Here is a 13522-nt window from a genome sequence, read left to right as displayed (position 1 = left end):
TTAATCTAATCGATATATTAAAGCTATCCCGTAACTCGGGGTAGCTTTTTTTTGTATTATGCTATCGACTATTAAAAACTCTAAGAAAGTCCAGAATGCTTGGGCGATGTACGATTGGGCCAATTCTGTCTATAGTCTGGTCATTACATCTACTATTTTCCCCGTTTATTTTAACAGTGTTACCAAAGGGTTAAGCCCAGATGATAAGGTCGATTTTTTTGGGTTTCAAATCGTCAACACGGTTTTGTATTCCTATTCCATTTCCTTTTCATTCTTAATAATTGCCCTAGTATCACCGATTCTTTCTGGAATTGCGGATGCTAGTGGGAAGAAACTTCAGTTCATGAAGTTCTTTGCCTATTTGGGTTCTTTGTCCTGCATAGCCCTTTTCTTTTTTGATGGAGAAAATCTGGAATGGGGTATTTGTTTCAGTGTCTTGGCAAGTGTGGGTTATGCTGGCAGTATTGTGTTTTATAACGCCTATTTGCCTGAGATTACTACTCCCGATAAATATGATCTTTTGAGTGCAAAGGGATTTGCACTTGGCTACATAGGCAGTGTGATTTTACTCGTCCTTAATTTATTGATGATTCAGTTCCCTTCCTGGTTTATGTTATCTGATGATGGCATGGCAGCACGCTTTTCATTTTTGATTACTGGATTGTGGTGGGCAGGATTTTCTCAGATTCCTTTCAGAATTCTTCCACACAATCCCTTTGGCAAGGATATCAAAAAAGAGTTTTTGCTTAAAGGTTACCAAGAAATCAGAAAAGTATGGAATGAAGTCAAGCAAATTAAAGTGATGTATCGGTTCTTGGCGTCGTTCTTCTTTTACTCTATGGGGGTGCAGACAGTAATGTACTTGGCTGCTACATTCGGAGATAAAGAATTAGGTTTGCCTGGTGATCAACTGATCATGACTATTTTGATTATTCAGATTGTGGCCATTGCCGGTAGCTATTTCTTTGCATTTATTTCTAAGAAATATGGCAACAAGCAAAGTTTGGTTATCATGGTTTTGATCTGGGTTGGGATTTGTGCTGGTGCTTATTATGTATACTCGGTGTATGAGTTCTTTGCTTTGGCATTCGTTGTAGGATTGGTCATGGGTGGTATCCAATCCTTATCTAGATCTACTTTTTCTAAATTAATACCTAGAAGCACTACAGACCATGCTTCTTATTTCAGTTTCTACGATGTGACAGAAAAATTGGCAATAGTCCTAGGTACATTTTCTTATGGATTTATCGAACAAATCACCGGAAGTATGAGAAACAGTGCTCTTTCGCTTGGTATATTTTTTCTTGTTGGCTTAGGTTTCCTACTTTTAGTTACTATCCCTAAAACAGGGTTAGATACTGAAAGAGCATAGCCATGCAAAAAATACTGTCAGGCATACAAGTCAAAGAACTTGATGCGCAACATCTAAAATTATCCGGAAAAAGTAGCCTTGAGCTCATGGAAGAAGCATCCAAAGCTTTTGTGAGCTGGTTTCTCGAACAGGAATTTTCCATTGAAAGTCCTGTCCAAATTGCAGTGGGCGGGGGTAATAATGGTGGTGATGGTCTAGCCATTGCTAGGCTGTTGACTGAATATTCTTATTCAGTTTTTATACTTAAGTGCTTTGATTCTGCCGATAAACTGAGTTCAGATGCCCTTTTTAATTTCAACAAGCTTCCTGACTCTATACAAGTCTTAGAGTTTGTAGATTGGGACCTTCCTGAAAATGGAATTCTAATTGATGCGTTTTTAGGCGTTGGGTTAAAAGGTGATCTTAGACCAGATGCCATTAAGATTATTCAAAGGCTAAATGAATTTGTAGGGACTGTTATCAGTGTGGATGTCCCATCTGGTTTGGCTTCAGATGAAATTTCTAGAGGAGATATAGTTAAAGCTGACTTTACTATCAGTTTTGCGTTTCCTAAACTTTCTCTTATTCTACCTGAACATGCTGAATTTGTAGGAGAGTTGGTTGTTCTAAAGATTGGGTTGTTAGGTGAGGCATATGAAGGATTGCATTCATCTTTTTACTATCTGGAGAATCATGACATCCCTGCATTGCACAAGACTTTTAATAGATTCAGCTATAAAGGTGATATGGGTAAAATCCTTCTGGTGGGTGGAAGTCCTGGTAAAATGGGTGCTCTTATTCTTTGTGCTAAAAGTGCTCTTCGTACAGGGTCGGGGTTAGTTACCTGCCACATGGAGGATTCGGAGCGTTTCATTGTCCAAACGGCTGTTCCAGAAGCAATGGCATCCTGGGGTTTGATTCCTAATCCAGAATTTTATGATTCAGTGGGGATAGGACCGGGGTGGGGTACAGAGAATCGAGTAAGGTTATTGAAGCAATTTCTGCAAGATTTCAAAAAACCAATTGTTATAGATGCTGATGGACTGAACTTGCTAGCTCGAAATCCTGATTTATTACCCTTAGTGCCAAAGAATTCAGTTCTTACGCCACATATAGGTGAGTTTACGAGGTTAGTGGGGAAAGCTACTAACCATTTGGAAAGGCTTGAATTGGCCAAAAGATTTGCGATGGATAATGAATTGATCTTGGTGCTTAAAGGAGCAAATACAGTCATTAGTTTGCCAGATGGAAGACAAGTCGTTAATTCTTCAGGAAACAAATACATGGCAACAGGAGGGTCTGGAGATGTGCTAACTGGCATGATCACTTCTTATTTAGGAATGGGGTACGCACCTGAGAATGCCGCACTATGTGGAGTGTTTCACCATGGCATGGCAGGAGAAATCGCCTCAAAATCCAAAAGAAGGTCTTTGATCGCTAGTGATATCATCGCATCTATCCCAGACACATACATTCAATTAGATATTTCTTAATTCTTTGGTCCTAGACAAACTATACATGTTTCTCTGAGGTTCTTCTCCTATCTATTTTTACTATGAACAAAGAGAAGCTTTTGCTTTGGACCCTAGCGGCCATTAATTTTATTCACATCGTCGATTTCATGATTTTGATGCCCTTAGGTCCTCAGTTGATGAGAATCTTTGATATTTCTCCTCGTGAATTTGGCTTATTGGTTTCTTGCTATACATTCAGTGCGGGGATTTCCAGCTTTTTCGGAGCCTTTGTATTGGATCGATTTGATCGCAAGAAGATACTGGTTTGGGTATATATAGGTTTTGCGATTTCCACCTTAGGCTGTGCTCTATCACCTAGCTATCCTATTCTTTTGGCGGCAAGAGTAATCTCCGGCATTTTTGGCGGATTGACTTCAGCTTTGATTTTGGCGATTATCGGTGACGTAATTCCTGATTCTCGACGTGGTAGAGCCATGGGTTTGGTAATGGCGGCATTCTCAGTAGCATCAGTTCTTGGAGTACCTCTTGGGTTGTTTTTAGCAAGTTTGTCTGATTGGCACACGCCATTTTTCTTACTTACAGGACTATCTGTGTTGAGCCTTGGGATGATCATCAAGTATATCCCAAATATCACAGATCATCTTAAAAATGACATTGTACGACCTAATCCTTTATTAGTTATTCGAAGAGTTACAAGCGATTCCAATCAGATGAGAGCGATTACTCTTTCTGTGATGATGATGTTTGGACAGTTTATGATTATTCCCTTTTTGAGTCCATATACTGTGGCAAATGTTGGGTTTACTGAGCTACAACTTACTTACATCTACATGGCGGGTGGAGCATTTACGATTTTCACTTCGCCTTGGGTTGGGAAGCTTTCTGATAAGTATGGCAAACAGAAGATCTTTATCATTTTCATGCTTCTGAACCTGATTCCTATTGCCATCATTACCCACTTAGGTGTTACTCCAATTCCTTTTGTACTGATGGTTTCCACGATGTTCTTTGTGACTTCTAATGGCAGATATGTGCCAGCGGCGGCAATTGTGACGGGAACTGCCAAGCCAGAAAATAGAGGTAGCTTTCTGAGTTTCAACTCAGCCGTGCAACAATTAGCGACTGGAGTAGCTACATTACTTGCAGGGATTATCATCGGAGAGAATGCAGCTGGGGAATTGACCAATTACAATGTGGTAGGATACATCGCCATTGCATTTAGTTTGCTATGTATTCCTTTAGCGATGAGGATAAAAGTGGTGAGTTGAAAAGATTCTCTCGACAAATTATTTTGAAATATATTTTTCGGGTTGATCTGTATCAGTGGGCGAAAAACGATGTCAAAAAATAATCCCCGACATTTCTGCCGGGGATTTGTAATTTTTAGAACTCTGCGTTTCCAGGTGTTCGAGGGAATGCGATCACATCCCTAATATTTCCCATTCCAGTGACGAAGAGCACCATTCGTTCAAAGCCAAGTCCGAAACCGGCGTGCGGTGTAGCTCCAAATCTTCTCGTATCTAGGTACCACCACATTTCATCCTGCGGGATGTTCATCTCTTCCATTCTAGCGGTGAGCACATCCATGCGTTCTTCACGCTGTGAACCACCTACTATTTCACCAATTCCAGGGAAAAGTATGTCCATCGCCGCTACCGTCTTTCCGTCTTCGTTTTGACGCATGTAGAACGACTTGATATCTTTAGGGTAATCCGTCAGGATAACTGGCTTTTTGAAATGCTTCTCAACCAAGAATCGCTCGTGTTCAGATTGCAAATCTGCTCCCCATGCATCGATCAGGTATGAGAATTTCTTCTTTTTATTTGGAGTCGAGTTTCTGAGAATTTCGATTGCCTCCGTATAAGTGATTCTTACGAAGTCATTATCTGCTACAAATTTCAGCTTATCCGTTAAGCTCATTTCGCTGCGTTGATCAGCTGGCTTAGATTTTTCTTCGTCTTGAAGCCTTGAATCAAGGAATGCCAAATCTTCAGCACAATTGTCCAGTGCGTATTGGATCACATATTTTAAGAAATCTTCCGCTAGATCGGCATTGTCTTCCGCATCATAGAAAGCCATTTCCGGTTCGATCATCCAGAATTCAGCCAAGTGGCGAGTTGTATTGGAATTTTCAGCACGAAAAGTCGGGCCAAACGTATAGATATCAGCGAGTGCCATTGCGGCTAGTTCACCTTCCAATTGTCCAGACACCGTTAGATTGGTTTCTCTTTCGAAGAAATCCTGCTTGTAATCGATCGCTCCATCAGCAGTCTTTGGAGGGTTTTTCAGGTCAAGTGTAGTGACTTTGAATGTCTCTCCAGCACCTTCTGCATCTGAAGCCGTGATGATAGGCGTGTGGATGTAGAAAAAACCTTTGTCGTTGAAGTATTTATGAACAGCAAAAGCCAAGGCATGTCTTACTCTAAAGACCGCGCTGAATGTATTGGTACGCATTCTTAGGTGAGCATTTTCCCGAAGGAACTCCATGGAATGCTTCTTAGGCTGCAGCGGATATTTTTCTGGATCTGCTTCACCTAATACTACAATAGCTGTAGCATTCAACTCAGAGCTTTGCCCAGCACCTTGAGAGTCGACTACATTTCCTGTTATTTTAAGACATGCACCAGTGGTACATTTCTTAAGAATTTCCTCCGAAATCAGATTGGGGTCGGCCACCACTTGGTAATTGGTAATGATGGAACCGTCATTCAGTGCAATGAATGAAACATTTTTGTTTCCTCTCTTTGTACGAACCCAGCCCATGAGCGTCACTTCTGTTCCAATAGGATTAGTATCCAGGATGGTCTTGATTTTGACTCGTTTGTTAAATGCCATTTGGTGATATGTTAATGCGGAGCTACGAAGCCCGCTAATAATTTAAAGGAATGCAAAAAAACGATTAAATAAGCTTTTTATCAAAAGATTGCTCGTTTTTCCTAACTTTGGCATAAGGGCTTTTTCAGTGGAAAAGGCCTTTTTTGAACCCAAACAGCAGGTTTTACCCAATCCCGAATGCAAAAGTTAAATCTTAGCCAATCACTTTCCCAGAAGCTTTCACCTCAGCAAATACAATTTATCAAATTGCTGCAGGTACCGACAGCCGAATTAGATACTCGAATCGAAGAGGAACTCGAGATTAATCCTGCGTTGGAAGAGGGCAAAACAGAAGAAAAAGACAGTGCCGATGATGACTTTGAAGATAATTACGAAGAGGAATCTCCGCAGGATGATCGTGATGTAAATATCGATGACTACCTAGACGATGAGTATGGTGGTTATAAAATGCAAGGTGACGGAAACTACAATGCCGATGAGGAAGATCGGGAGATTCCAATTTCCAGTCAATCTTCCCTACATGAGCAGCTAGTTTCTCAGTTGAGTTTTCTTAGACTTGACGATAGGAAGAAGATCATCGGTGAGCAATTGATAGGAAGTATTGAGAATGATGGATATATCCGTAGAGATTTAGAATCTATCATAAATGATTTGGCTTTCAGCCAAAATATTGAAACAGATATTGATGAGTTGGAGGAGATTTTGAGAAAAATCCAAAATTTTGATCCAGCAGGTATAGCCTCTAGAAACCTTCAGGAATGCCTTACTATTCAGCTTGAGCGTAAAGAGCATCCAGATGATCCGACAGTGCAGAATGCGCTAAGGATTATGCAGGATTGTTTCGATGAGTTCACCAAAAAGCATTATGCTAAGATTCAGAAGCGTTGCGATCTTAATGATGAGGAGACTAAGGATGCTGTTAATTTGATTACTAAGCTCAATCCAAAGCCAGGAGGAGTTGCTGATGGTTTGGTTCGGACGCAATATATCATACCAGATTTCATGCTTACAAATACTGCTGGCAAGTTTGAGATTAGCTTAAATTCTAAGAATGCACCAGAGTTGAGGATTTCTAGATCCTATTCTGAAATGTTTGACGCATATGATAAGAGTGATAAAAAAGATAAAAAGCTGAAGGATACTGTCACTTTTGTGAAACAAAAACTGGATGCTGCCAAGTGGTTTATCGATGCAATCAAGCAACGCCAGAATACTCTTCTAAGAACAATGGAGGCGATTCTACAGTATCAAAAGGAGTTTTTTATAGATGGAGATGAGACTAATCTTCGCCCAATGATTTTGAAGGATATTGCTGAGCGGATTGATATGGATATTTCTACCGTGTCTAGAGTTGCAAATAGTAAAGCGATTCAGACTGAGTTTGGAGTTTATCCGCTGAAATATTTCTTCTCTGAAGGTATAGCTACAGATAGCGGGGAAGATGTAAGTAATCGTGAAGTTAAATCCGTATTACAAAGCATGGTGGATGCCGAGGATAAGAAGAAGCCACTCTCCGATGATAAGCTTGTCAAAATGCTTAACGGTAAAGGATACAACATCGCACGTAGAACTGTGGCTAAATATAGAGAGCAGCTGCAAATTCCAGTTGCTAGACTAAGAAAGGAATTGTAGTGCGGAGGATTATTTCGTTAATAATTTCAGTCGTTTTACAGCCATTGGTCATTCCCAGTTTAGTTTTTGGGTTGGCTTTATTTGTTGTCCCTGAGGCTACAAGTATTCCAGAGTCATTCAAGGGTACCTTATTTTACCTTATTGCTTTGTCCACCTTGGTAATTCCAATGGTTACAGTGTTTGGCTTAAGGTTAAGTGGGACGCTCAAAAGTGTTCACATGGCAGAATTGAAAGATCGAGCTATCCCATTCTCGGTTACCAGCATTTATTACATACTCACCGTATATTTTTTATTTCAGAAGAAAGAGTTTGATCCAATTCTGTGGCAGGTTCTGAGTGTTATTACATTAGCCATACTTGTACTGACGGTTATTACTTTTTTCTGGAAAATGTCTGCTCATATGACCGGTATGGGTGGATTGCTTGCAGCTGTTCTTGTGCTAGGGCTTAAATTCCCCAACTTTCAGCCTCTTTATCCATTATTAGCCTCATTAGTATTGACAGGATTGGTAGGGACTGTTAGGCTATACCTAAATGCACATAAACCTGTTGAACTTTATGTGGGCTTGATTCTTGGTTTTTCAATTTGTTTTATTGGGTTTAGCTGGATTTGGGCATAAAAAAAACCGAGCATGTGCCCGGTTTAAATTTCTATAAAGAAAATCCTTAGAAAACGTTTACAGCTACACCAAAATTAACTTGAGTAGCCTCAGTGCTATTTGGACCAAGACCTTTTTGAAATACTTGATTCAGGCCGAAATAGCTCCATACATAGAATCCTGGAGAACCAGCCTTAAATGATAATCCATATCTGAATTTTTCAAAACCGTAATTCTGAGAATCTTTAACTTGTCTTTTAAGGCTATTAGCATCCTCATATTTCACTTTAGTGTGTGATTCATATAAGTAACCAAATTTACCTCCCACGCTTACCTTAAAACCTTTGGAATAGTTAGTTTTGTTGAAGTGGTACGTGAAATCAAGCGGGATATCAAAGTAATTAGCTGCGACCACATTCTTACTGATGTTAATGTCGTCTCCCAATACATCTGTAATGTCTTTTAAAACACTAGATTCTGGGCCTGCCGTAGGATTGTTGTACAAGGTTTGGTTATCCTTAAAGGCGTATTTGTCGGTTCCTAAACCAAGACCAATGTCCATAGTAAATCCAGAGGCTTCTCCAAATATGGAGACTGGATATTGATAGTAAACATTAAAAGTACGAGAGGCGAAGAAATTGATGCCTAGGTCTTCTGATCTGTTGTTGAGTTGATTAAAGCCAAATTCAAACTTCAAATCACTAGGAATATTAGGTCTTCCTCCGATGGGAGTTTTTGATTTTTTAGCGATTTGCAGGCTGTCTTGAGCGAAGGCTCCTTGAATCAAAACAAAAGCGAGCAGGAAGGTGTATATTTTTTTCATCAAATTGGTTTACTTAAAATGCACTCAATGCGGGCAAAAATAGGAAATCCCTAAGGATTTACCCCTTTTTTGATCTTAATTATTCTTAAGTGGAAACGAGGTGTTGTAGAAAAAATTATAAATTTCTTATGCCAGTGTACTTGCATAAAATCTAATTTTAAATACCTTTGCATTCCAATTCGGCTTCGTAGCTCAACTGAATAGAGCACCTGATTACGGCTCAGGAGGTTTCAAGTTTGAATCTTGACGAGGTCACAAGGTCTGATATTATTATCAGACCTTTTTTTATTCACTAGCAGTTGCCTTATAAGTTGATTCAATTGTTATTTTTACTCAACTTCGGATCTATAACTATGAAAAGCCAGATCAGTTCTTTTTCCTTAAAACTCTTCGTTGTGTCACTCTTTGGGGTCTCTCTATTGGGCTGTGATTTACTTCAGGATGTAAAAGAGATTAATGGATCATGCACTATTGTACTGGTAGATGGTAGTTCGGTAGTCTCCAATGGCAATATTGAGATTTTAGAGAAAACCCAGACTATTACTTATCGGGATGATTCAGGCAAGATCTGGTCACTGTTTAAGGATGAGTACACCAGCTATACTTGTGAATAGTATAACCCCTTCTTGATTAGATCTTTCTTGAATTCAAAAGAGCAAAAAAAAAGCAGCCCGAAGGCTGCTTTTTTTTAATGTGCTGCACCTGCAATATCAGGATTTTTTCCTCTTTGCCAGAAATAGAATATGGTAAATAGGACAATTAGTATTGCTGGGAACATCATCATTTTCTGTAAGGTTTCTTGGCCTGTTGCTAATTCCAATGCATCGCCGGTAAGACCAAGCTTTTCATTTGCAATACGAGCAGAATCAATCCATCTACCAGTAATTGGGTTGAAAATGAAATTTGAGAACATACCAACCCCACCAATTATCGACATTCCTAATGCTCCAGTAAGTGGTGCTCTTTGAGCAGTAGCTCCAATCATAACTGGCCAGAAGTAACATACTCCAAGTCCAAAAATAATCGCAGCAACGTAGGCCATAGGGCCTGTCACAGTGCTGAACATATAGATGCCTATGGTCGCAACTACTGCTCCTGCTAGAAGCACGCCTGTCTGTCCAAGTTTTGCCACCAAAGGTCCCCCAAAGTATCGACCTACAGCCATTACGCCAGTTGTAAGTGCAAGAAGAAGCATTCCGCTGGCTCCTGAGCTATTCAATACTACGTTGGCCCATTGAGTTGTGCCGAACTCTGTAATTGCAGTAAATGCCATTGCTACAAATAGGAAGATAAACAAAGGAGAGATCATTGCCTTCAAGTTCATAGGAATTGAAGTGGCCTCTGATACTTGTGGCTTTGGAAATGCTTTGCCATAGAACAATACTGCATATATAACTGTAGGGATCATCAATATCCACATTTGTATTTGCCAGCTAGCTCCAAAATCAGTCATAAATTTTGAAATCAAACTTCCAACTACAATTCCGCCTGGGAACCACATGTGGAATCTATTCAACATTTTATTCATTTTTACTCCGGTATACATGTCAGCAATCAATGGATTACATGCAGCTTCAGTACAACCATTTCCAAATCCAATAAATAGGGTAGAGAGTAATAGGGTGGTATAGCCGCCTGCAAAGATTGTAAGAAGGATACCTAGTGTGTGCATTACAAATGCAATCCTCATGATATTAGCAGGGCCAACTTTATGGTAAAAAAGACCACCTAAAATCATTGAAATAGGAAATCCAAGAAACCACATCGAATTGATGAACCCGAGTTGCTCATTGGATAAATTAAATTCCGCTCCTAATTGCGGTAGAATACCAGCTCTAATGGAGAAGGTAAAAGCGGTGGTAATGAGTGCAAAACAACTTGCGTTGAAGAGTGCAGTTTTGTTTATGGTTTGAGTCATACGATAGGTTTTAGAATTTTTGGGTTGTGAACAATCGATTGTAAAGATGGAAAAATAGGAAAAATATTGCATTCAGCTTTCCCGCTAATAAAAATATTCTTCTGAATTCTGTCTTTAATCCAGTACAGTCAACGAACCTATCTCTTTTTCTTCAAATCCATATACGGAATTGCGGAGAATAATAACCACTACGTAAGTACCTGTTGGTACCCACTTTCCATTGAGTTTGCCATCCCATCTTAGAACAGGTGTAGCGATTGGTATCTCACCTGTGGCGGCATGAAAAATAAGCTCTCCTTGACGATTGAGAATAAATAGTTCTGCATCAGTTACTCCTTCACTCAGCAAAACTCTAAAGTCTCTTTCAGTGTCCTCCAAGACCATTGCATTGGGATAAACTATCTGGTAGTTACAGACATCATATGTTCTGAAATTATCCTCGAATACACAGCCATCTTCTGTCGTCACTAGAAGTTGATAATCACCGACCTGAGTAGGATTAAAGAGCCTTTCACTCGATACCAGTTGGTTGCCGAAATACCATTCATATTTAGCGTATTCTCCAGGGTCAATAGGAGCCATTGTGTTTTCCTTTGAGCACATAGGGTAGCTCTCATCGAGATTTGGTAAGGTGAGCAGGGTGCTTTCTTTTACCAAAATTAGATTTCTACCGATCTCGCAGTGCAATTTGTTATATGCTACTGCCTCATAGGTTCCTGCTTCACTTACTTCGATTTCGAATAGATTATTGAATTCCGTTAATTCTTTTCTTTGATCATTTAAATCGTAGAAAATCCACTCTATTTCTAGAACTTCCTCTTCATCGGTAATCAAGGTAACTAGTGAAGTTCCAGGCTCGGGACAAATAATAGTTGCCTCTAATTCCATTGGAACGGAAGTGACTGGTGGCACTACCTCAAAGACGACTGGAGCCACATCGCAAAACCCACTAGCCAACGGCTGAACCAAGAGTGAATAGAACCCCACTTCTGCAGGATAAAATTCAAGGCTTCTTCCTACAATATCGCCATGAGAGTTAAGCCATCTAATACTAGTTTCGTCAGCTGTTAGGCCTTGAATGTCGGCTGTGTATTGAATGGGTTTGAAACATCCATCTTCCACATGTATAGGAGCAAATGTGATTTTGCTAGATAGTGTTACTTCAAAATTTTCAACTTTGGAGCAAAGCCCTGAACTTGAATTTCTGTCTTCTCCGTTTAATGTGTATTTACCTTCAGAAGTTAGTAAAAAGGGGGCTCCCGCTCTCAGGGATTGCTTACTTCCATCTGGATAGGTTAATGTAAAAAGTAAGTCCTCTTGAGTTTCGGGAGTAAATTGGAAGCTTTCGCATATAAGGAAGTTTTCGGGAATATTGTACTCCACTTCAGACTGCTCAGCTATGGTGAAAGATTCAAACGGATAATTGCATCCGTCTACCATCAGCTCAAGAATATATTTTCCTGCAGACAGTTCACTTTGAAATAGACCATTAGAAGGGATAGATCCTGTACTTATTTCACCTTTTGAAGTGGACAGTACCCGATATTCTCCAGTCCCTATAGTCTGTCCGAAATCAACAAGTACTTTACCTTTTGAGACCCCAATTGTAGAACATGTTTCTGGAGAAGTTGTAATACTAGGTATGAACTGGATAGGAGGGCTTGGAGTGATTGGTGGATTTTTGATATCAAGTTGGACCAACTGGGTAATTTTACACCCACCCTGTGAAACTATAATAGAATAAACCTTTGGATCAAGATTAGAATAGACGAACGTTTGGCCTGAAGAGACAGGCCCTTCTATCACGCCAAGTTCAGGTATTTCCAAGGTGGCAAGATCTGTATTACTGGTAATCTGAAAACTTCCATTGGTTGAAATGCAGTCGTCGGGCGAGACTAGAATCTGCACATCAAGTACAGGGGCTTCTAAAAGTTCGAATAAAATTTTTCTTTCCGAAGGACAGTCAGGATATTTTGTGTCTTCTGCACTGAAAAATACTTCATATTCACCAGGGCCATTAAGTTGACTGGATTTGATGGAGATATCAAATGCATTTCCCAAGCTAGTTTTAGTGGAGGTCCCTGCCTTCCTGATAAACCACTCTCCCGTTAAAGGAGTGTCTGTACCAATAGCAATGCTTTCTCCCTCACAGATTTGCTCCGTACTTTGAGTGATCTTATAGTCAATGGGAGGTCCTACAAAAGTGGATCCCTCGATAGTACAGGCCTGAGTTCCGTCTGGATTTGTGAAATACAATTCTACAAAATGATATCCAGCGGAAGATGTAAGAAATTCATTTCCAGTACCTATAGGGACTTCACTCCCATTTTCATCTAGGGTTTTCCAAATAATAGTGTACTCCGAAATACTGGGCGTAGTAGGATCTAGTGCGGTAAGCAAGACTGGCGTATCTCCGCAGAGTAGATAGTCAGGTTTTAAAGCAAGATTGGGTCCTTTCTGAACTTTTACTTTAAGTGTTTCTTGGTAGAAATTGGAATCTGTTCCCCTCCTTATTTTGAGGGAGACTATATGCTCTCCGACTTCTGTAAATAGGAATTGAATGCTTGCATATTGATCTCCTCCACTACGGTTGAATAATATTTCACCTGAAGAATTGGTGATTGTCCACTCATATACGTCCCCAGAATCACCCCCTGCGCTATAGTTTCCTATTATTCCATTTATTACGATACATAAATTAGTGTCTCCCGTAAGTGCAGGAGTTGATTCTATTGAATAGGAAGCTTCTGGTTTACTCGGGCTTTTTGCTTGGCTCCCTAGGGTTAGCAGTGGAGTCAAAATTAGGATTGCCCAAACCAAAACCATCCTAACATTCCTTTTCGGAAATGAGCAGTGAGGATTCAAGGAAATCAAATTAGGGTGTTTGCA

Annotated in this window: 10 protein-coding genes and 1 tRNA gene; 7 read left to right on the top strand and 4 right to left on the bottom strand. The window is 39.9% G+C overall.

Annotated elements, in window-relative coordinates; all coding sequences use genetic code 11:
- The first annotated feature begins 58 nt into the window (after positions 1-58).
- From BM291_RS15070 to BM291_RS15060, 3 genes are all read left to right on the top strand, one after another.
- The gene (locus BM291_RS15070; RefSeq protein ID WP_092898897.1) at positions 59-1372 is read left to right on the top strand and encodes an MFS transporter; all 1314 of its coding nucleotides are present in this window, start codon (positions 59-61) and stop codon (positions 1370-1372) included.
- 2 nt (positions 1373-1374) lie between these two features.
- On the top strand, positions 1375-2844 hold the full coding sequence (locus tag BM291_RS15065; protein ID WP_092898895.1) for an NAD(P)H-hydrate dehydratase: 1470 nt from the start codon (positions 1375-1377) through the stop codon (positions 2842-2844).
- 62 nt (positions 2845-2906) lie between these two features.
- Entirely contained in the window at positions 2907-4094 is a 1188-nt protein-coding gene (locus BM291_RS15060) for an MFS transporter (protein ID WP_092898893.1), read from the top strand.
- A gap of 115 nt (positions 4095-4209) precedes the next feature.
- Here BM291_RS15060 and asnS read toward each other — a convergent pair whose 3' ends face one another.
- Positions 4210-5661 (bottom strand): asparagine--tRNA ligase, encoded by a 1452-nt coding sequence (gene asnS, locus BM291_RS15055; RefSeq protein WP_092898891.1) that lies wholly within the window; start codon positions 5659-5661, stop codon positions 4210-4212.
- 177 nt (positions 5662-5838) lie between these two features.
- Here asnS and rpoN point away from each other — a divergent pair, with 177 nt between their 5' ends.
- Together rpoN and BM291_RS22315 are read left to right on the top strand one after the other, a co-directional pair.
- Complete coding sequence (gene rpoN / locus BM291_RS15050; RefSeq protein WP_092898889.1) at positions 5839-7293, top strand: RNA polymerase factor sigma-54; 1455 nt, start codon at positions 5839-5841, stop codon at positions 7291-7293.
- 218 nt (positions 7294-7511) lie between these two features.
- Positions 7512-7913 (top strand): phosphatase PAP2 family protein, encoded by a 402-nt coding sequence (locus BM291_RS22315; protein ID WP_245786893.1) that lies wholly within the window; start codon positions 7512-7514, stop codon positions 7911-7913.
- Positions 7914-7959: 46 nt separating this feature from the next.
- Here BM291_RS22315 and BM291_RS15040 read toward each other — a convergent pair whose 3' ends face one another.
- Positions 7960-8715 carry a porin family protein gene (locus BM291_RS15040; protein WP_092898885.1) on the bottom strand — a complete coding sequence of 252 codons (756 nt, stop codon included), beginning with the start codon at positions 8713-8715 and terminating at the stop codon, positions 7960-7962.
- A gap of 181 nt (positions 8716-8896) precedes the next feature.
- On the opposite strand from BM291_RS15040, the gene BM291_RS15035 reads away from it, so the two are divergent.
- Together BM291_RS15035 and BM291_RS15030 are read left to right on the top strand one after the other, a co-directional pair.
- Positions 8897-8970 (top strand) — tRNA-Arg (locus BM291_RS15035).
- 98 nt (positions 8971-9068) lie between these two features.
- The gene (locus BM291_RS15030; RefSeq protein ID WP_092898883.1) at positions 9069-9329 is read left to right on the top strand and encodes a hypothetical protein; all 261 of its coding nucleotides are present in this window, start codon (positions 9069-9071) and stop codon (positions 9327-9329) included.
- A gap of 74 nt (positions 9330-9403) precedes the next feature.
- Here BM291_RS15030 and BM291_RS15025 read toward each other — a convergent pair whose 3' ends face one another.
- Both BM291_RS15025 and BM291_RS15020 read right to left on the bottom strand, forming a co-directional pair.
- Positions 9404-10633 (bottom strand): MFS transporter, encoded by a 1230-nt coding sequence (locus BM291_RS15025; RefSeq protein ID WP_092899088.1) that lies wholly within the window; start codon positions 10631-10633, stop codon positions 9404-9406.
- Between the two features lie 114 nt (positions 10634-10747).
- The gene (locus BM291_RS15020; protein WP_139229109.1) at positions 10748-13432 is read right to left on the bottom strand and encodes a T9SS type B sorting domain-containing protein; all 2685 of its coding nucleotides are present in this window, start codon (positions 13430-13432) and stop codon (positions 10748-10750) included.
- Between the last annotated feature and the right edge of the window lie 90 nt (positions 13433-13522).

It is taken from the genome of Algoriphagus aquimarinus, assembly GCF_900112005.1.
Lineage (GTDB): Bacteria > Bacteroidota > Bacteroidia > Cytophagales > Cyclobacteriaceae > Algoriphagus > Algoriphagus aquimarinus.
The sequence above is the reverse complement of the archived record's forward strand: the minus strand, read 5'-3'. Positions and strand labels throughout refer to the sequence as shown.

Coding starts and splice junctions, on each gene's coding strand:
- BM291_RS15070 (WP_092898897.1), top strand. CDS start 59: ATGCTATCGACTATTAAAAACTCTAAGAAAGTCCAGAATGCTTGGGCG.
- BM291_RS15065 (WP_092898895.1), top strand. CDS start 1,375: ATGCAAAAAATACTGTCAGGCATACAAGTCAAAGAACTTGATGCGCAA.
- BM291_RS15060 (WP_092898893.1), top strand. CDS start 2,907: ATGAACAAAGAGAAGCTTTTGCTTTGGACCCTAGCGGCCATTAATTTT.
- asnS (WP_092898891.1), bottom strand. CDS start 5,661: ATGGCATTTAACAAACGAGTCAAAATCAAGACCATCCTGGATACTAAT.
- rpoN (WP_092898889.1), top strand. CDS start 5,839: ATGCAAAAGTTAAATCTTAGCCAATCACTTTCCCAGAAGCTTTCACCT.
- BM291_RS22315 (WP_245786893.1), top strand. CDS start 7,512: ATGGCAGAATTGAAAGATCGAGCTATCCCATTCTCGGTTACCAGCATT.
- BM291_RS15040 (WP_092898885.1), bottom strand. CDS start 8,715: ATGAAAAAAATATACACCTTCCTGCTCGCTTTTGTTTTGATTCAAGGA.
- BM291_RS15030 (WP_092898883.1), top strand. CDS start 9,069: ATGAAAAGCCAGATCAGTTCTTTTTCCTTAAAACTCTTCGTTGTGTCA.
- BM291_RS15025 (WP_092899088.1), bottom strand. CDS start 10,633: ATGACTCAAACCATAAACAAAACTGCACTCTTCAACGCAAGTTGTTTT.